The 25,424-nt window shown below is 44.1% G+C and carries 25 protein-coding genes; 1 reads left to right on the forward strand and 24 read right to left on the reverse strand.

Going from position 1 to position 25,424, the window contains the following annotated elements; translation table 11 throughout:
* Positions 1-5: 5 nt before the first annotated feature.
* From plsX to B6A27_RS06450, 7 genes are all read right to left on the reverse strand, one after another.
* Positions 6-995: a phosphate acyltransferase PlsX gene (plsX, locus tag B6A27_RS06420; RefSeq protein WP_080860863.1), complete on the reverse strand. Its 990-nt coding sequence runs from the start codon at positions 993-995 to the stop codon at positions 6-8.
* Complete coding sequence (gene fapR, locus B6A27_RS06425) at positions 979-1,575, reverse strand: transcription factor FapR (protein ID WP_044746177.1); 597 nt, start codon at positions 1,573-1,575, stop codon at positions 979-981. Before fapR ends, plsX begins: the two co-directional genes overlap by 17 nt.
* Before the next feature lie 92 nt (positions 1,576-1,667).
* Positions 1,668-3,716 (reverse strand): ATP-dependent DNA helicase RecG, encoded by a 2,049-nt coding sequence (gene recG / locus B6A27_RS06430; RefSeq protein ID WP_080860864.1) that lies wholly within the window; start codon positions 3,714-3,716, stop codon positions 1,668-1,670.
* Entirely contained in the window at positions 3,709-4,596 is an 888-nt protein-coding gene (gene sdaAA, locus B6A27_RS06435; RefSeq protein ID WP_080860865.1) for an L-serine ammonia-lyase, iron-sulfur-dependent, subunit alpha, read from the reverse strand. Before sdaAA ends, recG begins: the two co-directional genes overlap by 8 nt.
* 38 nt (positions 4,597-4,634) lie before the next feature.
* On the reverse strand, positions 4,635-5,297 hold the full coding sequence (gene sdaAB, locus B6A27_RS06440; RefSeq protein ID WP_044746180.1) for an L-serine ammonia-lyase, iron-sulfur-dependent subunit beta: 663 nt from the start codon (positions 5,295-5,297) through the stop codon (positions 4,635-4,637).
* A gap of 66 nt (positions 5,298-5,363) precedes the next feature.
* Positions 5,364-7,034 (reverse strand): DAK2 domain-containing protein, encoded by a 1,671-nt coding sequence (locus B6A27_RS06445; protein WP_080860866.1) that lies wholly within the window; start codon positions 7,032-7,034, stop codon positions 5,364-5,366.
* Between the two features lie 22 nt (positions 7,035-7,056).
* Positions 7,057-7,419: an Asp23/Gls24 family envelope stress response protein gene (locus tag B6A27_RS06450; RefSeq protein WP_044746182.1), complete on the reverse strand. Its 363-nt coding sequence runs from the start codon at positions 7,417-7,419 to the stop codon at positions 7,057-7,059.
* A 243-nt stretch (positions 7,420-7,662) separates the two neighbouring features.
* Between B6A27_RS06450 and rpmB the strand changes: the two genes are divergently transcribed.
* On the forward strand, positions 7,663-7,848 hold the full coding sequence (gene rpmB, locus B6A27_RS06455; RefSeq protein ID WP_044746183.1) for a 50S ribosomal protein L28: 186 nt from the start codon (positions 7,663-7,665) through the stop codon (positions 7,846-7,848).
* 76 nt (positions 7,849-7,924) lie between these two features.
* Here rpmB and spoVM read toward each other — a convergent pair whose 3' ends face one another.
* The 17 genes from spoVM to B6A27_RS06540 form a co-directional block, all read right to left on the reverse strand.
* Entirely contained in the window at positions 7,925-8,005 is an 81-nt protein-coding gene (spoVM, locus tag B6A27_RS06460) for a stage V sporulation protein SpoVM (protein ID WP_003394991.1), read from the reverse strand.
* 78 nt (positions 8,006-8,083) lie between these two features.
* Entirely contained in the window at positions 8,084-8,731 is a 648-nt protein-coding gene (locus B6A27_RS06465; RefSeq protein ID WP_080860867.1) for a thiamine diphosphokinase, read from the reverse strand.
* 62 nt (positions 8,732-8,793) lie between these two features.
* Positions 8,794-9,441 carry a ribulose-phosphate 3-epimerase gene (gene rpe / locus B6A27_RS06470; RefSeq protein ID WP_044746185.1) on the reverse strand — a complete coding sequence of 216 codons (648 nt, stop codon included), beginning with the start codon at positions 9,439-9,441 and terminating at the stop codon, positions 8,794-8,796.
* Positions 9,441-10,325, reverse strand: a complete 885-nt coding sequence (gene rsgA / locus B6A27_RS06475; RefSeq protein WP_080860868.1) for a ribosome small subunit-dependent GTPase A — start codon at positions 10,323-10,325, stop codon at positions 9,441-9,443. The genes rpe and rsgA overlap by 1 nt, the downstream gene beginning before the upstream one ends.
* Before the next feature lie 4 nt (positions 10,326-10,329).
* Entirely contained in the window at positions 10,330-12,285 is a 1,956-nt protein-coding gene (gene pknB / locus B6A27_RS06480) for a Stk1 family PASTA domain-containing Ser/Thr kinase (protein WP_080860869.1), read from the reverse strand.
* A 6-nt stretch (positions 12,286-12,291) separates the two neighbouring features.
* Complete coding sequence (locus tag B6A27_RS06485) at positions 12,292-13,041, reverse strand: Stp1/IreP family PP2C-type Ser/Thr phosphatase (RefSeq protein WP_080860870.1); 750 nt, start codon at positions 13,039-13,041, stop codon at positions 12,292-12,294.
* 4 nt (positions 13,042-13,045) lie between these two features.
* Positions 13,046-14,140: a dual-specificity RNA methyltransferase RlmN gene (rlmN, locus tag B6A27_RS06490; RefSeq protein WP_369824149.1), complete on the reverse strand. Its 1,095-nt coding sequence runs from the start codon at positions 14,138-14,140 to the stop codon at positions 13,046-13,048.
* Between the two features lie 5 nt (positions 14,141-14,145).
* A complete protein-coding gene (gene rsmB / locus B6A27_RS06495) occupies positions 14,146-15,489 on the reverse strand; it encodes a 16S rRNA (cytosine(967)-C(5))-methyltransferase RsmB (RefSeq protein ID WP_080860873.1) in 1,344 nt (447 codons plus the stop codon).
* Positions 15,479-16,435 (reverse strand): methionyl-tRNA formyltransferase, encoded by a 957-nt coding sequence (fmt, locus tag B6A27_RS06500; RefSeq protein WP_080861005.1) that lies wholly within the window; start codon positions 16,433-16,435, stop codon positions 15,479-15,481. The genes rsmB and fmt overlap by 11 nt, the downstream gene beginning before the upstream one ends.
* A gap of 12 nt (positions 16,436-16,447) precedes the next feature.
* Complete coding sequence (def, locus tag B6A27_RS06505) at positions 16,448-16,921, reverse strand: peptide deformylase (protein WP_080861007.1); 474 nt, start codon at positions 16,919-16,921, stop codon at positions 16,448-16,450.
* 16 nt (positions 16,922-16,937) lie between these two features.
* A complete protein-coding gene (priA, locus tag B6A27_RS06510; protein ID WP_080860875.1) occupies positions 16,938-19,349 on the reverse strand; it encodes a primosomal protein N' in 2,412 nt (803 codons plus the stop codon).
* The gene (coaBC, locus tag B6A27_RS06515) at positions 19,346-20,548 is read right to left on the reverse strand and encodes a bifunctional phosphopantothenoylcysteine decarboxylase/phosphopantothenate--cysteine ligase CoaBC (protein ID WP_080860877.1); all 1,203 of its coding nucleotides are present in this window, start codon (positions 20,546-20,548) and stop codon (positions 19,346-19,348) included. The genes priA and coaBC overlap by 4 nt, the downstream gene beginning before the upstream one ends.
* A 62-nt stretch (positions 20,549-20,610) precedes the next feature.
* Positions 20,611-20,808 (reverse strand): DNA-directed RNA polymerase subunit omega, encoded by a 198-nt coding sequence (gene rpoZ, locus B6A27_RS06520; protein ID WP_080860879.1) that lies wholly within the window; start codon positions 20,806-20,808, stop codon positions 20,611-20,613.
* A gap of 3 nt (positions 20,809-20,811) precedes the next feature.
* Positions 20,812-21,426, reverse strand: coding sequence for a guanylate kinase (gene gmk, locus B6A27_RS06525; protein WP_080860881.1), 615 nt, complete (start codon positions 21,424-21,426; stop codon positions 20,812-20,814).
* Positions 21,427-21,440: 14 nt separating this feature from the next.
* Complete coding sequence (gene remA, locus B6A27_RS06530) at positions 21,441-21,704, reverse strand: extracellular matrix/biofilm regulator RemA (protein ID WP_044746195.1); 264 nt, start codon at positions 21,702-21,704, stop codon at positions 21,441-21,443.
* A 55-nt stretch (positions 21,705-21,759) separates the two neighbouring features.
* Positions 21,760-22,635 carry a YicC/YloC family endoribonuclease gene (locus B6A27_RS06535; RefSeq protein ID WP_066147189.1) on the reverse strand — a complete coding sequence of 292 codons (876 nt, stop codon included), beginning with the start codon at positions 22,633-22,635 and terminating at the stop codon, positions 21,760-21,762.
* A 70-nt stretch (positions 22,636-22,705) separates the two neighbouring features.
* On the reverse strand, positions 22,706-25,396 hold the full coding sequence (locus B6A27_RS06540) for a calcium-translocating P-type ATPase, SERCA-type (protein WP_080860883.1): 2,691 nt from the start codon (positions 25,394-25,396) through the stop codon (positions 22,706-22,708).
* Between the last annotated feature and the right edge of the window lie 28 nt (positions 25,397-25,424).

The raw sequence follows: 25,424 nt of genomic DNA on the forward strand, positions 1-25,424 counted from the left end.
CTCCTTTATGAGTGAATATGTTCCATTTCCTGCTTAATCGTGCCAATCATATCCGTAATCACCATTTCGCGCGTCTGACGAATGGCGTGGAAAATCGCTGTCGCATCAGAGGAACCATGCGCTTTCACGACAGGAGCGTTCAATCCAAACAAAGCAGCACCGCCATACTCAGAATAATCCATCTTGCGCTTCATTTCTAAAAGCTTCGGCTTCAGCACAGCGGCTGCCAGTTTGCTAGAAAAGCTGCTCGTCAACCCCTCTTTTAGCATCGAAAATACAGAAAGAGCCGTACCTTCAATCGTTTTTAGCGCGACATTTCCGGTAAAACCATCCGTTACCACCACATCAGCCACTCCTTGAAGCAAATCCCTCGCTTCAACATTTCCGATGAAATTTACATTCGCCTCTTGCAGCAGAAGAAAAGCGCGTTTAGTTAAATCATTTCCTTTTTGGTCTTCCGTTCCTACATTTAATAGACCGATGCGCGGTTTCGCAATTCCCCTTGCCTTTTTAGCGTAAACAGAGCCCATTAGCGCGTATTGCACCAGATGTTCAGGACGTGCATGGACGTTTGCGCCGACATCTAAAAATACAAAGCCTTCGCCTCCTAGGGTTGGCAGCGTTGGTGCTAATGCTGGACGCTCAATCCCTTCGATTCTTCCGACAATAAATAGGCCAGCAGCCATCAATGCTCCTGTATTTCCCGCTGAAACGCAGGCATCGGCACGACCTTGTTTCACTTCTTCTGCCATTAATACCAAGGATGATTGTTTTTTTCGTCTGACGGCTCGAACCGGCTCATCCGTTGCTTCAATTACTTCATCGGTATGTACAATGTCAATGCGGTCAGCAGCGGGAAGATAGGAGCGAATTTGCTGTTCGTTGCCAAAGAGAATGATTTCTATGTCCTGAAAATGCTGAACTGCTTTCGCAGCCCCAAGCACAATTTCTTTTGGGGCATGATCTCCCCCCATGGCATCAATCGCTATTCTCATCATCTACTCCATCCTTTTTTGCGATGTTTGATCGATACATTTCAAATTCTCCTGAAAACACAAGCTCTTGTCCAACATAACTATTCACTTCGACCATCGTTCTTCCATTTTCATTGATTCCTTTTACTTTTGCCTTTGCCACGACCCGTTCATTTTCTTTCACTTGACGCGTAAATCGAATATTCGCTTTAGCAGTCAAGGCTAGTTCATCATTAATCACGGCAACCGCCAGCGAATTGGCCTGCGCAAACAAATGGTGTCCGCGCGCAATGCGATTCCGTCTAAACACATGCTCAGCCTTGACATCAAAAATAGAGATCGCACTTTTATCTAGAGCAATATCAATAATTTCGCCGACGACTTCTTCAATCGGCAGTGATTTTACCTTATCGGCAAATGATTTCTCGGCAACATGCTTAATTCGTTCGCGCAATTCAGGGATGGATAGCTCTAGTCGGTCTAAACGAATTGTTTGAATGCTGACAGAAAATTGTTCGGCCAATTCTTCGTCTGTAATAAATGGATTTTTTTCAATCGTTTCTTTCAGCATCCGCTGCCGCTCCCGCTTTGTTTTTCGCATGATGCATACACCGTCCAATTTTATGACTAGGTACTAATAGTAGTATATAATTAAAAAAAACAGATTGCAAGACTAAGTTTGCAATCTGTTTTTTAATCTAGTTTTTCACCGCTTAATGCACCGGATTCTTCTAAATAAAGGCGTAGCCAATGATACGCCTCGTCGTGCCAAAATGCATGAGATTCAATTAATTTAGCCGCATCACTTCGCGCTACTTCAAGTACTCGATAATCATGCACGACATCGCCAAGCTTAAAATCTGGCAGTCCGCTCTGCTTTGTTCCAAAAAAATCACCGGGACCTCGCAGCTGCAAATCTTTTTCTGACAACACAAAGCCGTCATTCGTTTCTGTCATAATCCGCATTCGCTCTTTTCCGGTTTCTGATTTAGGATCGGCTAACAAAATGCAGTACGATTGTTCATTGCCACGGCCTACACGTCCTCTTAGCTGATGAAGCTGCGCCAGACCAAACCGGTCGGCATCGTAAATCAGCATGACCGTCGCGTTTGGAACATTGACTCCGACCTCCACAACCGTTGTCGAAACTAAAATATGGACCTCGTTTTGGCTAAAGGCTTTCATGACTTCATCTTTCTCTTCAGAAGAGAGGCGGCCATGCATGAGGCCGATTCGATATTTTCCCCGATAATAATGGACAAGCATGCTATGGACGTCAATCGCATTTTGCACATCAAGCTTCTCCGATTCCTCAATGAGCGGGCAGATGACATAGGCTTGCCTGCCTTTTTGCACTTCTTTCTCTATAAAATCAAGAACGCGCTCAAGCATGTTATGTTTTACCCAATATGTTTCAATTTTTTTGCGTCCCGCGGGCATTTCATCAATAATCGAAACATCCATTTCACCGAAAGCTGTAATCGCCAACGTCCGCGGAATGGGAGTCGCGGTCATAAATAAAACATCCGGGGATTCTCCTTTTTCACGCAAAATCCGGCGTTGCTCTACGCCGAAGCGATGCTGCTCATCGGTAATAACGAGCCCTAGTTTATGAAAATTGACTTCATCCTGAATGAGTGCATGCGTGCCAATGACGATATCAATTTGGCCTGCAGCAAGATTGGTAAGCAGTTCTTTTCTCCTCTTTCCTTTTACCGAGCTTGTCAGCAGCTCAACCGACACCTCAGCAGACGCCAGCAGCTGCTTCAGTGAATGTGCGTGCTGCTCTGCTAAAATTTCTGTTGGCACCATCAGCGCCCCCTGATATCCCGATAAAACGGTGGCATATAAAGCAATGGCAGCGACGACTGTTTTTCCCGAACCTACATCTCCTTGCAACAGTCGATTCATTCGATGCGGAGATCTCATATCTTTCATAATCTCTTGAATGACCCGCTTTTGTGCATGGGTCAATGAGAATGGAAGCTGCTGAATGAATTGCTCCAGCTTTTCCATCGAAAAACGATGGGAAATGCCACGCGAATGTTCACGCTGAATTTTGCGCAAAACATGAATTTTTAATTGAAATAATAAAAATTCTTCGTATACAAGCCGGCGACGTGCTTGCTTCAGCTCTTCGTGAGAGCGAGGAAAATGAATGGCTGAAATCGCCGCATGCTTTGAGATCAAGCGATAGGTTTGACGAATAGAAGCGGGTAGAGGATCATGTATCGCTCCCCCATATTGTTCAAGAGCCAGTTTGATAAATCTGCGGATTCCTTTAACCGTCAAGGCTCCTCGCGCAGAATATACCGGTTCTAGCTCACATGCCTCCGATTGCGTTCCTATCTTTATTTCAACAGCGGTAATCGTTTGGCGATGCTGATCCCATTTTCCAATGACAGTGACTGTTTCATTGATGCTGAGCCTGTTTTTCAGATAGGGACGATTAAAGCACACGACGTTAATCAGATAGCGATCAACAAGCAATCGGAATGTCAGACGAGATTTTTTGCGGGAATAATGCATAAGAGAAGGCTCACTATGAACCTTCCCTTGTACGGTTACCTTCTCATCATGCTTGACATCTGCAAGATCGCGTATTTCATAATCCTCGTAGCGAAACGGAAAATACATCAACAAATCTTCAATCGTCTCAATTCCCATATCCCGCAGCGCTTCGCTTGTTTCTTCTCCAATTCCTTTAATTTGTGTGACTGGTTGTTGCAATTCTTTATTCACGATGATTGGTAGGAACGCCGAAAATTTTCGCCGCTAGTGCGCGTCCTGTCGGCGTTGCCGCTAACCCCCCTTGTGCAGTTTCTTTGAGTGCCGTTGGCATCGTTTCCCCGATGCGATACATCGCATCAATGACCTCGTCGCAAGGAATGCGGCTTTTAATGCCGGCCAGCGCCATATCCGCTGCCACCATCGCGTTCGCCGCTCCCATGGCATTTCGTTTAACGCAAGGCACCTCGACTAATCCAGCTACTGGATCACATACTAATCCTAACATATTTTTTAAGGCGATGGCCATTGCTTCTGCTGCTTGGCTTGGCGTACCGCCCGCCATTTCTACGAGAGCTGCCGCCGCCATTCCTGTTGCCGATCCCACCTCAGCTTGGCAGCCCCCTGCGGCTCCAGAAATCGAAGCGTTGTTGGCGACCACAAAACCAAATGCTCCTGCCGTAAATAAATATTCAATCATTTCTTCACGGGTTGGATGCAGTTTTTCCTTCACTGCAAATAGTGTTCCTGGAACCACCCCTGCCGATCCAGCTGTCGGAGTAGCACAGATGGTTCCCATGGCAGCATTCACTTCATTCGTTGCCACTGCTTTGCTAACAGCATCTAGAATCGTTTCTCCTGACAAAAAACGGCCCTGCTTAATATAATTTTGCAACAGTACGGCATCGCCGCCTGTCAATCCAGAATAGGAAGAAACACCGGCTAGACCTTTCATGACCGCCTGCTCCATTACCTGCAAATTGCGGTCCATTTGGCTGAAAATTTCTTCTCTACTTTTTCCTGTTATGTCAATTTCTTGCCGGATCATAACTTCAGCAATTTTAATGTTCTGACTCTCGGCTAGATGTACTAATTCTGCAACATTCCGAAACATCTAAGATGCCTCCTTTCTATACGAAAACGCTTTCTTTGTTATTCGACAATTTTGGTTACTTGAATAATATGGGGAAGTTGTGAAAGCTCCTCAATGACTGCAGGATCAATCGGCTGGTCGACTTCAATGGTCATTAACGCTTCCTTCCCTTTTTCTTTTCGGGAAACTTCCATATGTCCAATATTAATAGCATATTTCGCCAACACATTTGCCACAGAAGCAATTGTTCCATAACGGTCGTTATGAACAACAAGAATGGCAGGGTGATGGCCTGACAATTTTAGCTCGAATCCGTTCAATTCTGTAATTTCGATTTTTCCGCCGCCAATGGAAATGCCGACAAGCTCTAGTTCCCCTTGTTCATCACCGATTCGAACTCTAGCTGTATTCGGATGAGTTGGGACGGCATCTTCCTCATAAAACACAATTTCCATTCCTTCTTGTCTTGCGATGTCAAGCGATGATTTAATTCGCTCATCAAATGTATCAAAATCTAACAGTCCGCCAACAATGGCTACATCTGTCCCATGGCCTTTGTATGTTTGCGCAAATGAGCCATAGAATGAAATATGGGCCCACTTTGGCTGTCTTCCGAATAAGCTTCGTGCTACTCTTCCGATTCTTGCCGCTCCTGCCGTATGAGAGCTTGACGGCCCAATCATAATTGGCCCAATAATATCAAATACGCTTTTATACTTCATACTGCCTCTCTCCCTTGAATACCCAATAAAATAGAAGGGGATCCCCCCTTCTGTTATTCTAACATATTATTCGACTGAAAAGATAAATGGATACAATGGTTGTTTTCCATTATGAGCTTCTACTTCAATATCTGTATATGTGGCTTCAATGTAATCAACCAGTTCTTGAACCTCTTCTTCTGTTGCTTCTTCACCGTACAAAATGGTTAAAATTTCTGCATCCTCACTTAAAAGCTCATCTAACAGCTTTTTAGCCGCTTGTAGCTTATCCTTTTCTGACACAGCAATTTTTCCGTCAGCAATCCCCATATAATCTCCTTTAGCAATCTCCATACCATCAATCGCTGTATCGCGCACCGCGAACGTTACTTGTCCTGTTCTTACTTGAGATAGCGCTGCCGCCATCGCTTTCTCATTTTGTTCTGGAGACGCGGATGGATTGAACGCTAAAAGCGCCGATAGACCTTGGGGGATTGTTTTAGTTGGAACCACAATGACACGATTGCCCACTACAGAAGCCGCCTGCTCTGCAGCCATAATAATATTTTTATTATTTGGCAACACAAACACCGTTTCAGCATAAACGCTTTCAATAGCAGTGACGATATCCTCCGTGCTCGGATTCATCGTTTGTCCACCTTCAATGACAGCATGCGCTCCGATGCTTTTGAATAAATCGGCAATGCCGTCTCCCATTGAAATCGCAATGATTCCGTATGGTTGCTTTTGCCTTGCAGTCTTAGGAACTGCTGATGCTGCTTCATTCACAATATGAGCGTGCTGTTCACGCATATTTTCAATTTTTATATTTAACAGGCTCCCATAACGCTGTCCGTAAGTGAGCACTTCTCCAGGATGTTCGGCATGGATGTGGACTTTTACAAGCTCATCGTCAGCAACAACTAATAACGAATCACCAAACTGGCTTAATTCTTTTCGGAATGTCTCCTCGGAAAATGGAGATTGGCGAAGCTTTTCCTTTTCAAATCGAACCATAAATTCCGTACAATAACCAAACTCAATTTCATCTGTGTGAATGTGGCTTTGTGCGCTTTTATGATGTTCTGTATTGATAAGTTCCTGCATCGAGAGGCTCGCTGCTTTTAATCCCTCGACATTTTCTCCCTTTAAACCGGCCAAAAATCCTTCATACACATAGACAAGACCTTGCCCGCCGCTATCAACGACGCCAACCTCTTTTAAAACTGGAAGAAGATCAGGAGTACGCTGCAGCGATGCTTTTGCTTCTTTCACTGCTTCTTCCATCACTATCACAATGTCCGTCTGTTTTTTTGCTACAGCAACAGCACGTTTAGCCGCGTCTTTTGCCACCGTTAAAATGGTACCTTCAACCGGCTTCATCACCGCTTTATAGGCTGTCGTCACTCCTGCCTCCAGCGCAGCCGCAAATTCCATGCTGTTAATGGTTAAGGCCCCTTCAATGGCCTTTGCAAAACCGCGGAATAGCTGCGATAAAATCACACCCGAGTTTCCGCGCGCGCCCATTAATAACCCTTTGGCAAGAGCGCCCGCCACATTTCCAATATGATCAGAAATGTGATTTTTCACTTCTTTAGCCCCAGATGTCATCGATAGATTCATGTTAGTACCTGTATCGCCATCTGGGACAGGAAAGACGTTCAGCGCATCCACAGACTTCGCATTGTTGGATAAATGCTGCGCTCCTTGTAACACCATGTCCGCAAAACGTCTTCCATCTAACGTCCGGATTGCCACCGATAAATTCCTCCTTACAGTCCTATAAGTTCGTAACGCGAACTCCTTGAATATAAATATTAATTGATTTCACAGCAAGTCCTAGCGTCTTGTCTAACGTGTACTTCACTTTCGTTTGCACATTATGAGCCACTTCTGAAATCTTGATTCCATAGCTGACGATGATGTACATATCAATATGTACTTCTCCATCCTCTTCACGTACAATGACGCCTTTTGAAAAATTCTCCTTGCGCAAAATTTCTGAAAGCCCGTCTTTAATTTGATTTTTTGACGCCATTCCGACAATTCCATAGCAATCTACAGCTGCTCCACCCGCGATCGTAGCAATGACATCATTTGAAATTTCAATGCGTCCATACGTTGTTTGCATTTCAATGGACATATCGGTTCCCCCTTCGGAAATGTTCGCATAGCTACAGCCATTTTACTACAACAGCCTTCATTTTAAAAGTCCATCGTCCACTAGTATTATTTAGCCTAAAATCAAAATAGATGTCAAGGAGATTTTCTTGAAAGGCAGTGGATGGACTATTGCAATCTGCTATTTTGTATGATAAATTATAGTAGTATTTTGGGTATACGCAGTCCATGACTGAATTTGTTTGGCAAGTAAGGAGGGAAAAAAATGGCGAAATGCTTTGCAACTGGAAAGAAAAAATCTTTCGGAAACTCTCGTTCACATGCGATGAATGCGAATAAACGTACATGGAAAGCAAATCTACAAAAAGTGCGCATTTTAGTAGACGGCAAGCCAAAGCGTGTATGGGTTTCTGCGCGTGCGCTTAAATCAGGTAAAATCGAACGCGCATAATCCGGCATGCGTCTGGCGTCTTAAAAGAAAAACGGAGTTTTTTCCAAAAAAAAAAAGCACCAGTACTGGTGCTTTTTTATCCTTTTTTAAACGAATTCAACATCGCCCGGACAATTCCGCCAAGAAACTTTGGCAGCTTAATTGTATAAAACTTCATTCCGATCCCTCCCAAACTATCGTGACGAGCTTTGCCTCATTTCCTTATTAAGTATATTCGACTCATGAAAAATAGTACCTAGAAGGCCTCTCCTAAATCTTTGCTTCTTACCATCATTAATATGCCTTCCGAAAAAGAAAAAGTACCAAAAGATTGGATGAGTTCATTACTAATACATAGTGTAGAGCCAAGCTGAATATGACAATTTTCTAACGGATATTTAAAGCCTTTTAAAGTAATGCCTTTTACTTCATAGGAAATCGGAATGAATGAAATATAATGGTGCCCATCTTTTTCAACAGAATAAGTCCCAGGCAAATGAATGGTCACAACATTTTGCTTATCGACGATTTCGATGGGTTGAGCGATATATTTTGCTAAAAGCTGAATATTTCCAAGCAAATGATCAATTCTTCCTCCGGTCGCTCCAAAAATTCGAATCCGATCGGCTTGTTGCTCTGCCACCCAATCTAAAGCAATTTCCATATCTGTTTTATCTTTCTCCGATGGCCATATATCCAAATCTTTCAGCATCGTCTGTATATATTCTAGCTCCTGCTTGCTGATGGAATCAAAATCACCGAATGCCTTAGTAGGACGAATACCTGCTTGCAATAATGTCAATACTCCTCTGTCTACGCCAATCCATTGAATTTCCTGCTGCTTGTATGGCTGAAATGACGGGAGAAATTCTTTAGGACCTCCCCCTACAATATGAATCAACACCTGTTCCTCTTCCTTTCTATACGCTTTTAACAAAAACGGAAGGTATGCAACCTTCCGTTTTATTAGTGGCCTCGAATCGCTTGAATAGCCGCTTTTCGGTCGATTTCACCGTAAATCGCCGATCCAGCGACAAGTACGTTCGCCCCCGCTTCCACGCAAAGCTGAGCAGTCTTGCGATTCACCCCGCCATCCACTTCAATCTCAAGCTGTAATCCCCGTTCTTTTGCCATTTGCGCAACCTGACGAATTTTAGGCAATACAGAAGAAATAAATTTTTGTCCTCCAAACCCTGGATTGACCGTCATGAGCAGTACTAAATCGATATCATCTAAAATAGACTCAATCATTGCTACTGGAGTGTGGGGATTTAAAACCACTCCTGCTTTTACCCCCAATTCTTTAATCATATGAATGGTACGGTGCAAATGCGGACAAGCTTCTACATGCACAGATAAAATGTCAGCTCCCGCCTTTGCAAAAGCCGGAATATAACGATCCGGGTGTTCAATCATCAAATGGACATCCAAAGGCAATGTGGTAATGGGCCGAATCGCCTCCACAATCAGTGGACCAATCGTGATATTTGGCACAAAATGGCCATCCATGACATCAACATGAATATAATCGGCCCCACCTTGCTCAACATCTCGAATGTCGTCTCCGAGCTTTGCGAAATCTGCCGATAAAATGGAAGGCGCAATTTTAATCATCAGTAGTACCTCGTCTTTCTTTCCTTAATTTCCTCCATGAAATGGCGATAGTGATTATAGCGATAGACCGGAATATCTCCTGCTTCCAATGCGCTTTTTACCGCACATTTTGGTTCTGTCATATGGGTGCAGCCGCGGAATTTGCATTCATGACTGCGTTGGCGAAACTCCGGAAAACAAAGCGGTAACTGTTCCTCTTCAATATCCTGAAACTCTAATGCACTAAAGCCAGGTGTATCCGCCACAAGCCCATCGCCAATTTCGATCAATTCAACATGTCTTGTCGTATGTTTTCCGCGACCTAAATGAAATGAAATATCATTCGTTTTCAGCTGTAAATCTGGACGAAGCGCATTTAAAAGTGATGACTTTCCCACACCAGACTGGCCCGCAAAGACAGAAATCTTTCCTTCTAAATAAGGAAGCAGTTGCTCAAGACCAGCTTTTGTGACGATCGATGTTTCGATGACATCGTACCCGATGCGGCGATAATCGCTGATGTACCCTTGCACAATCGGCTTTGTCTTCTCATTAAGCAAATCCATTTTATTAACGACAATAATCGGACGAATGTCCTTCGCCTCAATGAGCACAAGAAAACGATCCAGAAGCATCGTACTAAAATCTGGCTCCACCGCAGAAAATACAAGAATCGCTTGATCGACGTTAGCAATTGGGGGACGGATCAGTTCGTTTTTTCGTTCACATACTTCCATAATATATCCATCTGTTTTGCTTTCAGCTTGAAAAACGACATAATCACCGACAAGAGGAGTAATCTTTTGCTTACGAAATACCCCTCTTCCTCGACATTGAATGATTTCTCCATCGCTTAACACATAATAAAATCCGCTTAATGCTTTCATAATTTTTCCTTCTGCCATAGCTTCACCCCTTTGGATAAGGAATGGTTCCTTCCTGTTTTACAATATTATTAACAATGACACGATAGTATCCTTGACCATTATAAGGAATAACAAATTCAACCGTTTCTTTAACTGGTGCTGTAAGGCGATATGTTTTATACGGTTTCGTCATGTCATGGTTGGCATCTTGAATATAGAGCTGAGCCTCTACCGTTTGTCCCGGCTCCTCCGCATCATATGGAATTTCAATTTCCTTTACAACTGTCTTGTTCGGTAACGGTTCTTTTCCCTGCGAAATCACAACAGTAACGGTATCACCTTTTTGCAGTTCTGTATTGGCGCCCGGTGTTTGCGAAATCACGATTCCTTGCGGGACTTGATCAGAATATTCATGCTTCACTACAACATTAAGCTGCTGCTCTTGCGCATAATCACGCACGCTTTTTTCTGTATATCCCGTCAAATCTTTTAGCACAATTTTTGGCACCCCTACACTAATGGTAAATTCCACTTCTGTTTCCTCTGGAACGACCTGTTCACCTGGAGAAGGAAATTGTTCAAGAATGGTGCCAACCGGTTTATCGCTATAACGTTCAATGCGCTTCACCGCTAAATAATGTTCATCCTTCAATTGCTGCTCTACTGTCTCAATATCTTCACCAACGTAATCGCCAAACTCTATTTTCTTTTTCCCGATGCTTTTATAAATCGTGATCTCTGTTCCTTCTTTGACGACTCGTCCTGCTTCTGGCTTTGTCCGAATGACATTTCCTTCGGCAATATCATTGCTTTCCATGTCAATCGTATCTTTAATTTCAAAGCCTAAGGAAGAAAGTTTTTCTACTGCTTCATCATAATTTTTGTTCGTTACATCCGGAACCGTCACATCCTTTGGAAAGAAGAGCGTCGGTCCCCATATGGCGGCACTGACTCCAGCCGCAATTAGGAATAAAAAAAGAGCAATCATCCAGCCAAGCCATTTTCTTTTCCGCTTTTTCTTCGTTTCAGCATCAGGCAGCTGCTTGTCTTCTTCCTTTTTCTCTTTCGCTTCCTCCCGTATAATGGTTTGCTTGGTTAACTCATGATCCTTCACAATGGGAATCGCCTTTGTCGGTTCATCATCAGCCGGAAGCGTAAACTTTTTTTCGTTCACCCGTTCTGGATCAAGGGCTGTGCGAACATCTTCATTCATCTCCTGTACCGATTGATAACGATAAAACGGATCTTTTGCTGTTGCTTTTAAAATAATATTTTCTACACTTTGTGGGATAGAAGGATTCCAAGCTTTTGGCGAAGGAGTTTCTGTCTGCAAATGTTTCAATATAATGGATACTGCTGACTCCCCTGAAAAAGGCAAATGGCCTGTAAGCAATTCAAACATGACAATTCCGAGCGAATAAATATCAGATTTCTCGGTCGCAATCCCTCCTCGTGCCTGTTCCGGAGATAAATAATGAATCGAACCGAGCACGGAATTCGTTTGGGTAATCGTCGTCGAGCTTAATGCAACAGCAATACCGAAATCAGTAATTTTTACTTTTCCTTCTTCGTCAATCAAAATATTTTGCGGCTTAATATCACGATGAATAATGCCATTGGCATGGGCGTGTGAGATCGCTGACGTGAGTTGCTCTATAATATCCAATGCCTTGGCAACGTGCAATGGAGCATGCTGCTGGATATATTGCTTAAGTGTAAAACCGCGCACATATTCCATCACAATGTAATAAATTCCTTCGTCCTCACCCACATCATAAATGCTAACAATATTTTCATGATTCAAGCTTGTCGCTGCCTGGGCCTCACGGCGAAATCGTTTAATAAACTGTTCATCATTTGAAAAATCAAAACGCAAAATTTTAATGGCTACTTCGCGCTCCAGAATCATATCTCTCGCGACATAAACATTCGCCATTCCTCCGCCGCCAAGCAAACTTATGATCTTATAGCGCCCATTTAACCGTTTACCAATGAGCATGTGTGATCACCTACTTTCACATTCCGATGAAAATTCAACAATTACTAACGTAATATTGTCCTCTCCACCATGCTCATTCGCTAAATGAACTAGCGCTTGCGCTTTCTCTTCAAGCGATTGTTCCGATGTTAAAATGTCCATCATCGACTGTTCAGACACCTTGTTAGACAAACCGTCTGAGCATAAAAGCAGTCGATCGCGCTCCTCCACTTCAATCGTCTTAATATCTAATTTGACGCTCTTTTCGGTCCCAAGCGCGCGCAATAACACATTTTTGCGCGGATGATGCTCTGCATCCTCTTTAGAAATCTGCCCTGTTTTCACCAATTCGTTAACAAGAGAATGATCTTCTGTGATTTGCTGGAATCCATGTTGGTTGAACAAATAACAGCGGCTATCGCCGATATGGCCGATTGTCACAAACTGATCCGTGCAAATCGCACTGACAATCGTAGTCCCCATTCCTTGGCATTCTATATGGCGCAGTGAATGGTCAAACAGCAAGCGGTTGATGCTTGCAATCTGTTCGTTTAACCACCGCTCGGCGATTTCTGGTGATGTAATGTTTTCGGTTTCTTCCCACTGCTTTTTTAAATAGGAAATCGTCATTTCGCTTGCTACATCACCAGCACGATGCCCCCCCATGCCATCTGCGACCATCGCTAAATAGTGGCCGTCTTTATTTTTAAAAATACCGCCGCAGTCTTCGTTATGAGGACGAATTTTGCCAACGTCGGTTTGAAAAACGACTTTCATGGTTTCACCTCGTTTCCTCTTTTCGCTCCTTCGCGCGAAGCTGTCCGCATGCGGCATCGATGTCATGTCCTTGTTCGCGGCGAATCGTGACATTAATTCCATGTTGCTTTAGCGTGCGCTCAAAGGCAAAAATTTGCTCGCGTGGTGTTCGCACATAATTTCGTTCTGGCACATAATTGACTGGAATTAAGTTCACATGGCATTTAAGACCTTTGAGCAGCTCTGCCAATTGTTCGGCATGCTCTATTTGATCGTTTACTCCACCAAACAGTCCGTATTCGAATGTTACTCTCCTTCCTGTTTTTTCAACGTAATAGCGAACGGCTTCCATTAGTTTAGGAAGCGGATAGGCTTTATTAATCGGCATGAGTTTTGTACGCAATTCGGTCGTTGGTGCATGCAAAGAGATCGCAAAATTAATTTGCGTCCCCTCGTCGGCAAATTGATAGATTTTCGGAATAATGCCGCTTGTTGATACGGTAATGTGGCGTGCGCCGATGTGCAATCCTTTCGCATGATTCACAATGTGTAAAAACTTAATCAATGCATCGTAATTATCAAATGGCTCACCTATTCCCATTACGACAATGCTGCTCACTCGCTCCGCATATTCATCAAGCGCTTTTTGAACTTTTACGACTTGCGCCACAATTTCTCCTGCTTCTAAATGACGCTTTAGACCACCGAGTGTAGAGGCACAAAAGGTACAGCCAATACGGCAGCCTACCTGTGTTGTGACACAAATGGAGTTGCCATAATCATGGCGCATTAATACCGTTTCAATTGAAAAGCCGTCGTGAAGCTCAAATAAAAACTTGATCGTTCCATCCTTTGAGGTTTGCTGAACAAGCGTTTTTAAGGTTGTCATCGTAAAATGGGCTGCGAGCTTTTCCCGCAACACTTTTGGCAGGTTAGTCATATCCTCAAAGGAGGTGACTCGCTTTTGATAAAGCCATTCATAAACTTGCGTCGCGCGAAATGGCTTTTCTCCCTGCTCTACCATCCATTCTCGCAGTTCCTCCAATGTGAAAGAATAGATGGATGGCTGAGACGCATCGGCTGCTCGTTGATGGCTCGTTTGAATTTTTGCTTTTCTCAATGAAGTTACACCTTCTTTCGTAATGATGCGATAAAAAATCCATCTGAATCAAAATAGTGAGGCAGCAAGCGCAATTGCCCATTTGCTACATAGGGACGCACCTTTTCTGGCAATCTTTCCGAAAGCCTATCATCGACGGTAAACTCGGGATGAAGACGCAAAAACTCAGCCACTACCTCCTCATTCTCATCGTGGTCAATCGTACATGTGCTATAAACGATCGTTCCACCTCGTTTTAACAGCGAAGCCACTTCCCTTAAAATAGCCAATTGCAAACGAGCAAGCTCCCGAAGATCCTTCTCATTTTTGGCATATTTAATATCCGGCTTGCGCCGTATCACTCCAAATCCCGAACAAGGGGCATCTACTAAAATTTTATCAAACGATTCACGAGCAAAATGCTGCGAAGCTTGCCGGCTGTCTAATACATATGCAGCAATGTTGGGCAGATGAAGACGCTCAGCTTGCTGCTTAATCAATTTTACTTTGTGCTCATGAACATCTAGCGAAATAACTTGTCCCGTCCGTTTCATAAGCTCTGCGATGTGTGTCGACTTTCCTCCTGGAGCCGCACAACTATCCAGCACTCGTTCATGTTCGCTAGGATGGAGCGCTCTGGCCACAAGCATCGAGCTTTCATCCTGAATGGTCATATACCCGTTTTGGAAAGCTTTCGTATCTACCAAGTTTCCTTTTTTCGCTCGAATCGCTTCTTCTGCCAATTCTCCCCGTTTGACTTCCGTTCCTTCTTCTTCCAACATGGCAATTACTTCATCAACGGTCGCCAATACTGTGTTGACTCGCGCTGTTTGTTTTGGTGCGGTTAAATTAGCCATGCACATTTTTTCGGTTTCTTGAAGGCCATATTGTGATGCCCAGCGTTTGACAAGCCAATACGGATGGCTCGTTTTCACGGCTAGTCGTTCAACATCATCTTGAATTTCATCGACAGAAGGAACGCCATCCCGCTGAACGGCACGCAAAACGCCATTGACCATCGACGAAATGCCACGGTGGCCGCGTTTTTTAGCAATTTCAACCGCTTCGAAAATAACGGCGCGATCAGGAATACGATCTAAATATAGCATTTGGTAGAGCGATAAGCGAAGCAGCATCCGCACCCATTTTTGCAGCTTATGCGCTTTTTTAATAAATGGCTGCAAATAGTAATCGAGCGTATCACGTCTTTGAACCGTTCCATATACAAGTTCTGTCAATAAACCGGTATCTCTTTCCGGCAACCTTGCGGAACGGATCGTTTGATTGAGCAATAGGTTGCTATATGCTTCCTTTTCATCAATAGCTAAAAGTACATCTAAGGCAACTTCTCTTACATTTTTATGTTTCATTTTCATCTCCTAGCTTCGTTCCGATTGCTATCGCTGCCCCGGCGCCGCGCAAAAATTGTTCAGCGCTCATCCGCTTTTTCCCAGCCGGCTGCAATTCGGTAATTTTAATGGCGATATCATTGCCAGTGGCTACGACAATGCCGTCGTTCACCACTTCCATGATCGTCCCTGGCTGTGTTTGTGAAGAAGCGCGAATTTTTTCTGAACGCCAGATTTTCCAAATTTGCCCTTGATACATGGTATAAGCCACGGGCCAAGGATTTAAACCGCGGATATGATTATAAATTTCTTCTCCTGTACGGGTCCAGTCAATTTTTTCTTGTTCACGCTTAATATTATAAGCAAATGTCGCTTTTTCTTCATCCTGGCGGATTGGTGTAATTTTTCCTTGAAGTAAAAGCGGAATGGTATCGGATAGCAGCTTGGCTCCCGCAATACTTAATTTGTCGTGGAGCGTGCCAACGGTGTCGTCTTCCGTAATCGGGACTTCTACCTGTGTTAAAATATCGCCTGCATCAAGCTTTTCTGCCATGTACATAATGGTTATTCCCGTTTTTGTTTTTCCCTGTAAAATCGCATAATGGATTGGCGCACCTCCGCGCAATTCCGGCAACAGAGACGCATGAACGTTGATGCAGCCATATGGAGGCGCCTCCAGCAGTTCCTTCGGCAAAATCTGACCAAAGGCTGCAGTGACAATTAAATCCGGCTTAAATGCTAACACCCTTTCATATTGTTCCTTCTCACGAATTTTAGTCGGTTGCCAAACAGGAATCCCATGCTTTTCTGCTTCGACTTTGACTGGCGGCGGCGTCAGCTCCCTTTTCCGTCCTTTTGGTTTGTCCGGCTGTGTAACAACCCCAACAACATCGTATCCATCATGAATTAACTGCCGCAATACCGGAACAGAAAAATCCGGAGTCCCCATAAAAACGATTCTTACCATATGATCAATCATCTACCCTTCTAATTCTTCCTCTTCATAATAACGAATGACCTTGGACGTAAATAAAACACCGTTTAAATGGTCAATCTCATGCTGTAAAGCGCGGGCTAAAAAACCGGTCGCTTCAAGCGTATATGCGCGCCCGCGGCGATCTTGCGCCCGAACTTTCACGTAATCCGCTCGTTTCACTTCTCCGAATAGCCCAGGAAAGCTTAAGCAGCCCTCAGGTCCGATTTGCTCGCCTTTCTGCTCAAGAATCACAGGATTTATGAGCTCAATTCTTCCATGCTCATCTCCGACATCTACAACGGCGATTTGCTGGGCGATGCCCACCTGCGGAGCCGCTAATCCGACACCGTCTGCTTCCAGCATCGTTTCATACATATCATTCAGTAATTTTACAAGTTTGCGGTCAAACTCGATGACTTTTTCACAAACGGTTTCTAACACTTCTGCTGGATATGTGACAATATTTAACTTAGCCAATGCAATTTCCTCCATTTTACATCATCATATACGGGTTTGTGTCGATCGTAATCAACAGTTCTCCTTGTGACATTTCCTGCTGATAACGGTCGACCACATTCTTTAGTATTTTAGTAAAATTAGCCTCTCGCTTGTATTTTATCATGCATTGATAGCGATATCTATCATGGAGACGAGCAATAGGAGAAGCAACCGGGCCAAGAATGATGGCCTCTTTCGATAACTGCGCACGTAAATAATCCGCAATTTTCTCTGTAACCGAAACAGCTTTTATTAATTCCGGATGAGAAACGGTAATAAGCGTTAAATAATAAAACGGCGGATAACCGTGAAACCTGCGGAGTGCCATTTCTTTCTGATAAAAAGCTTCATAATCGTGACGAGCAGCTAGTTCAATGCTATAATGCTCCGGCGTATACGTTTGAATGACGACCTCTCCCGGCAATTCGTGCCGCCCTGCTCGCCCGCTGACCTGCGTCAGCAACTGAAATGTTTTTTCGCAAGCTCGAAAATCTGGAAGGTGGAGCATCGTATCAGCACTCAACACTCCCACAAGCGTCACCTTTGGAAAATCGAGCCCTTTAGCAATCATTTGTGTTCCAAGCAAAATATCTGCCTTTCCTGCGCCAAACTCCGACAATATGCGCTCATGAGCCCCTTTGCGGCTCGTCGTATCAACATCCATGCGAATGACTCGGGCTTGTGGAAGCAGTTTAGTCAGTTCTTCCTCCACTTTTTGCGTACCTGTGCCAAAGAAACGGATATGCTCGCTGCCGCATGACGGACAGCTGTAAGCAAGCGGTTCCTCATGCCCACAATAATGGCATTTCAATCGCTGCTGCACACGATGATAAGTAAGCGAAATATCACAGTGCGCACAGCGGATGACATGACCGCAGTCTCGACACATCACAAAGGTTGAGTATCCGCGACGATTTAAAAACAACACAGATTGCTCACCTTTATCAAGACGTTCTCGCAATTTTTCAAATAACGTCCGCGAAAACATCGAGCGGTTTCCACTCCGCAACTCCTCACGCATATCAATGATGGACACAGCAGGCAGACCATTTTCACTCATTCTTTTGGTTAAAGTAAGAAGCTGATAAACTCCTTTTTTGGCGCGAGCAAATGATTCAAGAGACGGAGTAGCGCTGCCCAACACAACGGGACATTGATGAAAACGCGCCCGGTAAATGGCCACATCACGTGCATGATAGCGCGGTGTTTCTTCCTGTTTATAACTCGATTCATGTTCCTCGTCAATGATAATCATACCTAAATTTTCAAATGGGGCAAAAATAGCAGAACGCGCTCCAACTACAAGCTTGACTTCTTTACGATGAATTTTGCGCCATTCATCATACTTTTCACCAATCGATAATCCGCTATGAAGCACGGCCACCTGCGAGCCAAATCTTCCTTTAAATCGCTCGACCATTTGTGGCGTGAGCGAAATTTCTGGAACGAGTACAATGGCTTCCTTTCCTTGCTTTAATACGGCCTCAATCGCTTGCATGTATACTTCTGTTTTTCCGCTCCCTGTCACACCATAAAGCAAAAAGACTTGATGCTCATTCGCCTTGATGCTGTTAACGATCGGCTCGAGCGCTTGCTGCTGCTCCTCCGTTAACATAAGCGGTTGAGTGGCTGCAAAATGGTGCTGTCCATAGGGATCGCGATAAGCTTCAACCTCATATTCGCAAATGATTCCTTTTTGAATTAATGTTTTTACTGAGGCGTGCGAGGCACCGCTTCGCTCGAGCACCTCCTTTAATGGCAAGTGCTCATTGAAAAGCAGCAGCTCTAACAATTGCTTTTGCTTAACAGCATTGGCCGGAAGTGATTCAATCGCCTTCTTTCGCTGCTCTTCTGGTACGGAAAAAGCAACGTATTTGATCGTTTTCTTCGCTGCTTTGTCCTTGAGATGATAAATAACCTCCAAATAGCCGTTTTGAACGTCCTTTTGTAAGCGAGATAACACATTGGTATTCTCAAGCTCTTTCCACGAAACCGCAGAGCGGTTAGAAAAGAAAGGCTGGACATTTGGATGCAAACGATCGCGATATTTTTCATCTACAAGGCGTATCTCTTTTTCATACTTCGCTTTCATCGCAGCCGGAAGCATCGCTTGGTAAGCGGAAATAGCAAAGCAGAGCGTCGTTTCGGTTAAGTATTGGCCCAAACGCAATAGTTCTTCATTCAATACGGGAGCCACATCTAAAATGGCTTCAATCGCCTTTAATGACTTGACATCAGAGTAAGTCTTAATATCTACTACAAATCCTTGTAGCCGTCGCGTTCCAAACGGAACAACGACTCGCATGCCAATTTGCAGGACATCCTCCCATTTCTCCGGTATTTTATAGTCAAACGGCCGGTCTGTTTGCCGTGAAGGCACATCAACGATAACTGCTGCAATTTTCATCCAATCGCCTCGGCAATCTCTTTTAAAATTTCTTCAGCTACTTTCTTTTTCGTTAGCAACGGAAGCTTCGTAATGGATCCATCCCGTTTAAAAATTGTCACAATATTCGTGTCGCTGGCGAATCCCGCTCCCTTTTGGGCCACATTGTTAGCGACAATCATATCCAAATTTTTCCCTTGCAGTTTTCGAAGGGCGTACTCTTCCACTTGCTCTGTTTCCGCAGCAAATCCGACTAAAAACTGCTCTGTCTTTTGCTCTCCAAGCGCTTTTAAAATATCAATCGTTCTTTCCAGCTCAATCACAAGATCACCAGGCTTTTTCTTCATCTTTTCGTTAAATACATATTTGGGGCGGTAGTCGGCGACAGCAGCTGATTTAATAACAATATGGGCAGAAGAAAATCTTTTGATCACTTCTTCGTACATTTCTTGCGCAGATTCAATTCGGATTGTTTCTACATTGCGAGGTGATGGCAGATTGGTGGGTCCGGAAATGAGCGTCACCTCTGCCCCTAGCTCTGCCGCTGCTTCCGCAATGGCATATCCCATTTTCCCTGTCGACCGATTGCTGAAAAATCGGACAGGGTCTATTTTTTCACGCGTCGGTCCTGCAGTCACAAGCACTTTCTTGCCCTTCAATAATAGAGATGAAGGAGAGGAAGAAAAATATTGTTCAATCAATGTAACAATATTTTCTGGTTCTTCTAGTCTTCCTTTTCCAACGTAACCGCAAGCCAAATGGCCTTCGGATGGTTCGATAAACTGGTAGCCAAAACGGGCAAGCCTTTCCATATTCTCACAGACAGTCGGATGTTCATACATATGAACATTCATAGCAGGGGCAAGCCACACAGGCGCCCTTGTGGCCAAAAGCGTCGTCGTGATCATATTATCCGCTATTCCATTCGCTAGCTTCCCAATGGTATTGGCTGTCGCCGGAGCTACTAATACAAGATCAGCCCAATCTGCTAAATCGATATGCGCTATTACTTCAGCGTGTTTCTCTTCAAATGTATCGACATAAACATCATGGCGTGACAATGCTTGAAACGTTAACGGCGTTACAAATTTGCACGCTGCCTCGCTCATCATCACTTTCACATTGGCTCCACGCTGTGTTAATCGGCTCGTTAATGCGGCTGCCTTATACACAGCAATTCCACCCGTCACACATAATAAAATATTTTTTTGTTCAATCATTTTTTGGAGCTCCCCTTTCACTTTTGTAAAAAAATAACAACCTAAAACCTAGGTTGTTATTTTTACTCTTCTTTTACAAGTTCAATATGGCCTGCCGCAATTTCTTCTAACGCTTTTCCAACGAATTTTTTTGATACAGGCCTTTCAATTGTAAGATGGTCTTTTTCCTGCAGTTGGCGCGCCCGTTTTGCAGCAACGCTCACAAGCGTGTATTTGGAATCTAGTTTTTCCATTAAAAGATCAATGGAAGGATAAAGCATCGTTTATTCAACCTCCAACATTTTTTTATACCGTTGTGCCACGCGCTCGCGCTTGCAATGTTCAGCTGTGACAATGGCTTTAATGCGCTCGCACGCTAATTCGACCCGGTCATTTTCTACGACATAGTCATAGGCATCCATCATTTCTAATTCTTCTCTTGCCGCTTTCATGCGGTCGTTAATCAGCTCTTCTGTTTCAGTTCCTCTAGTAACAATTCGATTTTTTAGCTCATTTAAGCTTGGCGGGGCAAGAAAAATAAACAATCCTTCCGGAAATGCCTTGCGTACTTGCAGCGCTCCCTGCACCTCGATTTCAAGAAAGACATCCTTGCCTTCCTGCAGCGTCTTCTCAACGTAATCAATCGGCGTACCATAATAGTTGCCGACATATTCAGCCCACTCAAGCAGCTTATGGTCGCGAATCATTTGCTCGAACTCTTCGCGTGTTGTAAAAAAGTAGTCAATCCCGTCTACTTCTCCCTCACGCGGCTTTCGCGTCGTCACTGAAATCGAATAATGCAAATTAATATCGGCTTGCGAGAATAACGCCTTGCGCACCGTCCCTTTTCCAACGCCGGATGGTCCTGATAATACGATTAATAACCCTCTTTCGCTCATAAAAATATAGAAACCTACCCTTCCTCTGATAAATCTTCACGCTCATATAATCGATGTGCCACGGTTTCTGGCTGCACCGATGATAAAACAACATGATCGCTATCCATGATAATGACCGCTCGGGTTCTTCTGCCATGAGTGGCATCCACAAGTTTGCCGCACTCTCTCGCATCTTGAACAATCCGCTTAATCGGAGCGGAATCGGGATTAACAATCGATATGATTCGAGAGGCTGAAACCATATTTCCGTAGCCGATATTGACAAGTTTAACTCCCACCGAACTCCACCTACCATAAAAATTATTGTTGCCGCAACCTAGCCATTATAAACGATTACTCTATATTTTGTACCTGCTCTTTTACTTTTTCAAGTGCGCTCTTCATTTCAACAACTTGCACAGCAATGCGGCTATCATTAGCTTTTGAACCAATCGTATTTACTTCACGATTGAGCTCTTGAATTAAAAAATCCAGCTTTCGCCCGATCGGTTCTTGATGATGCAATGTTTGGACAAACTGCTCAATATGGCTACGAATTCGTTTGAGCTCTTCATTAATATCCGTTTTTTCCGCGAAAATGGCGACTTCCGTTAAAAGGCGAGCCTCATCTACGTCTCCCTGCACCAATTCCTTCATGCGTTTCGTCAATCGCTCCCGATATTGCTCAATAGCTTCAGGAGCAAGATGCTGCACATTTTGTACACATTGTTTAAGCGTCGCCAATTGCTCCTGTACATCGGAAAGCAATGCCTTCCCCTCTTTTTCACGCATCGTTTTCAGCTGCTGAGCCGCTTCATTGACAGCCGATATGAGCAGGTGTTCAATTTCTTCATTGCCTGCTCCTTCTTCAATGATCTCAGCTACTCCTTCAAGCTGGAATAAATGCGATAAAGTAATAGAATCATGAAGTGAGAAACGATGATTTGCTTCTTTTAGCTGTTCGTAATAATCGCTCATCAGCTGCCAATCGACTTGGAGCTTGCGATTTGTCCATCCTTCTCCTTCAATGGCGATAAAAACTTCTACTCTTCCTCTGTGTACATACTGCGAAATCACTTTTTTTATTTTATCTTCAAAGATAAATAGTTGTCTAGGCATGCGAACAGAAATTTCACAAAAGCGATGATTCACAGATTTTACTTCGACTGTTACTCCCATTGAACCATTTGTTGTTTTGCTTCTTCCAAAGCCTGTCATGCTGTATACCATACTATCACACCCATTATGTTAACATACAAAAAGAAAAGGCCATAGAGAAACTTCTCTATCACCTTGCATATTATAACATATTTGTTCGTGATTTTCTTGTTAAAAACGACCCAGCAAACAAAAATGTCGGCAGCGCCGCGAGCCCAACGATTAAAATCCAATCAAGCAGCTCAACTGAAACCGTATGGAACACACGTTGCAGCGGAGGATAATAAATCACCACAAGCACCAGCAATAGGGAGAGCAATACAGCCCAAACCAGATACATATTTCCGAGAGGATTGCGGTCAAAAATGGATCGTTCACAACGGCAATCAAACACGTGAATAAGTTGAGCCATCACCAATGTCGCAAACGCCACTGTTTGCGCATACGCCAAATTATTCCCACTTCGTTCATAAACCGTCATAAATGCGGCTAGTGTTACAATCCCAATAATCACCCCGCGGCTAACGATTTTCCAGCCAAGCCCTCTAGAAAACACTCCTTCTTTTGGATGCCTTGGTCTCCGTCTCATGACATTTTCTTCAGCACGATCCAGCCCTAAGGCCATAGCTGGCAGCCCATCTGTCACTAAATTTACCCATAAAATTTGAATCGGTACAAGCGGAAGTGGCAGTGCTAACAGCATGGCAAACAGCATCACTAAAATTTCGCCAACATTTGATGCAAGCAAGTAGCGAATGAATTTGCGAATGTTCTCGTAAATGTTTCTTCCCTCATGAATGGCCGATTGAATGGTCGCGAAGTTGTCATCTAATAATACAAGAGATGCCGCTTCCTTCGCTACATCCGTACCGGATTTCCCCATCGCTACCCCGATATCTGCTGCCTTAATCGCAGGAGCGTCATTCACTCCATCTCCGGTCATAGCAACCACATGTCCTCTTCTCTGTAAAGCTTTCACGATTTTTAGTTTATGCTCCGGCGACACGCGCGCAAACACATAAATGTCATCGACGACTTCTTCAAGCTCATCAACCGAAAGCCGGGATAATGTTGGACCATCCATGATCTTTCCTTTTGGTGGCAAAATACCGAGCTGTTTCGCAATCGCTTTTGCTGTCAACAAATGATCTCCCGTAATCATCACCGTTTTAATGCCCGCCTCTTTACACTGCTGTACGGCTTTCTTTACTTCCGGACGCGGTGGATCAATCATTCCTTGAATCCCCATCAACGTCAAGCCTTTTTCTGCTTCTTTTTCCGATGGAATCTGTTCCTTTGCAGTTAGCGGACGGTAGGCTACAGCAATCGTACGCAACGCCTTACCGGCCATTGCATGGATGACATGCTGCACCGTTTTTCGCCAGTCCGCTGTCATCGGTTGTGTGCGTCCGTTCCACCATATATGTCCGCTAATTTCAAGAAGTACATCGGGAGCCCCTTTCGTAATAATCCATCTTCTCCCTGATTTATCCTTCACAATGACTGTCATCATTTTTCGTTCCGAATCGAACGGAAATTCCTGCTCAACCGTAAACTCTGATTCTAGCTGTGCTTTTGTTAATCCTGCCTTTGCCGCTGCCACAAGCAGCGCGCCCTCCGTCGGATCCCCGTCGATATACCGTCGATGTTCCTTTTCCTTAATTTGCGAGCTATTGCAAAGGACGCTAAATGTCAGCAACTGCTGCAGTACCGCTTCTTTTTTGATATTGATAGGCCGTTCATTTTCATAAAATTCTCCTTTCAGTTCAAGCCCCGTTCCGCTGACTGTCCACATCCTTCCGCTCGCCCATATGTTTGTTACTGTCATCATGTTTTCCGTCATTGTTCCTGTTTTATCAGAGCAAATGACAGATGCACAACCTAACGTTTCTACAGCAGGGAGCTTCCGAACGATCGCGTTTTTCTTAATCATCCGCTGCACACCAAGCGCCAAGGCAATGGTCACAATAGCAGGAAGCCCTTCCGGAATAGCGGCAACCGCCAGTGACACTCCCGCTAAAAACATTTCATACAGTTCATGACCTTGAATAACGCCGACAACGACAACTAAAACGGTAAGCAGCAGAGCAACAATAATCAAAATCTTACCGAGCTGCTCTAATTTTCGCTGCAATGGAGTCGTGACCGTCTCCGCCTCTTGTAGCAGGTTCGCAATTTGCCCCATCGCGGTTTTCATTCCTGTGGCAATCACAACTCCCACTCCGCTTCCTCTCGTTACAAGAGTACCCATGAAAGCCATATTATGCAAATCACCAATTGCGGTGTTTTCATTTGCAAGCGGTGTTGCCAATTTTGCAGTCGGCACCGACTCCCCTGTCAATGCCGATTCTTCAATTTCTAAGCCCTTTGCATCAATTAACCTTACATCGGCACCGATACGATCACCACTGGTAAATTTAATGACATCGCCAACAACAAGCTCTTGAGAATGGATTTTCATCCATTCTCCGTCGCGTAATACGGTCGCTTGCGGAGCAGATAGCTGCTTGAGAGCTTCCAATGATTTTTCAGCGCGTCGTTCTTGAAAAAAGCCCAAAAAGGCATTCATAATCACAATTACAATAATCGCGATCGCATCAACATACTCTCCGAGAAAACCGGAAATAATCGTGGCTGCAAGTAGAACAAGAACCATAAAATCGCGAAATTGATTCAAAAATACAATGAGAGCCGATTGCTTTTTAGCCTCTTTTAGTTCATTATAGCCAAACCGCTTAAGCCGTTTTGTTGCTTCTTCCGTTGTTAAACCTTTAGCAAGATCAGTATGTGCCTCCTTTGCTACATCATTTGGCGCGAGCGTATGCCATTGCATCCTTACTCCTCCTCCCTTGTCGCTTTTC

This window comes from Anoxybacillus sp. UARK-01, assembly GCF_002075365.1.
Taxonomy (GTDB): domain Bacteria; phylum Bacillota; class Bacilli; order Bacillales; family Anoxybacillaceae; genus Anoxybacteroides; species Anoxybacteroides rupiense.

Excerpts from the sequence above, each read along its gene's own strand:
- plsX (WP_080860863.1), bottom strand. The coding sequence starts at position 995 with ATGAGAATAGCGATTGATGCCATGGGGGGAGATCATGCCCCAAAAGAA.
- fapR (WP_044746177.1), bottom strand. The coding sequence starts at position 1,575 with ATGCGAAAAACAAAGCGGGAGCGGCAGCGGATGCTGAAAGAAACGATT.
- sdaAA (WP_080860865.1), bottom strand. The coding sequence starts at position 4,596 with ATGTTTCGGAATGTTGCAGAATTAGTACATCTAGCCGAGAGTCAGAAC.
- sdaAB (WP_044746180.1), bottom strand. The coding sequence starts at position 5,297 with ATGAAGTATAAAAGCGTATTTGATATTATTGGGCCAATTATGATTGGG.
- B6A27_RS06450 (WP_044746182.1), bottom strand. The coding sequence starts at position 7,419 with ATGTCCATTGAAATGCAAACAACGTATGGACGCATTGAAATTTCAAAT.
- rpmB (WP_044746183.1), top strand. The coding sequence starts at position 7,663 with ATGGCGAAATGCTTTGCAACTGGAAAGAAAAAATCTTTCGGAAACTCT.
- spoVM (WP_003394991.1), bottom strand. The coding sequence starts at position 8,005 with ATGAAGTTTTATACAATTAAGCTGCCAAAGTTTCTTGGCGGAATTGTC.
- rpe (WP_044746185.1), bottom strand. The coding sequence starts at position 9,441 with ATGATTAAAATTGCGCCTTCCATTTTATCGGCAGATTTCGCAAAGCTC.
- rsgA (WP_080860868.1), bottom strand. The coding sequence starts at position 10,325 with ATGGCAGAAGGAAAAATTATGAAAGCATTAAGCGGATTTTATTATGTG.
- pknB (WP_080860869.1), bottom strand. The coding sequence starts at position 12,285 with ATGCTCATTGGTAAACGGTTAAATGGGCGCTATAAGATCATAAGTTTG.
- B6A27_RS06485 (WP_080860870.1), bottom strand. The coding sequence starts at position 13,041 with ATGAAAGTCGTTTTTCAAACCGACGTTGGCAAAATTCGTCCTCATAAC.
- rsmB (WP_080860873.1), bottom strand. The coding sequence starts at position 15,489 with ATGAAACATAAAAATGTAAGAGAAGTTGCCTTAGATGTACTTTTAGCT.
- fmt (WP_080861005.1), bottom strand. The coding sequence starts at position 16,435 with ATGGTAAGAATCGTTTTTATGGGGACTCCGGATTTTTCTGTTCCGGTA.
- priA (WP_080860875.1), bottom strand. The coding sequence starts at position 19,349 with ATGAAAATTGCAGCAGTTATCGTTGATGTGCCTTCACGGCAAACAGAC.
- coaBC (WP_080860877.1), bottom strand. The coding sequence starts at position 20,548 with ATGATTGAACAAAAAAATATTTTATTATGTGTGACGGGTGGAATTGCT.
- rpoZ (WP_080860879.1), bottom strand. The coding sequence starts at position 20,808 with ATGCTTTATCCTTCCATTGATCTTTTAATGGAAAAACTAGATTCCAAA.
- gmk (WP_080860881.1), bottom strand. The coding sequence starts at position 21,426 with ATGAGCGAAAGAGGGTTATTAATCGTATTATCAGGACCATCCGGCGTT.
- B6A27_RS06535 (WP_066147189.1), bottom strand. The coding sequence starts at position 22,635 with ATGGTATACAGCATGACAGGCTTTGGAAGAAGCAAAACAACAAATGGT.
- B6A27_RS06540 (WP_080860883.1), bottom strand. The coding sequence starts at position 25,396 with ATGCAATGGCATACGCTCGCGCCAAATGATGTAGCAAAGGAGGCACAT.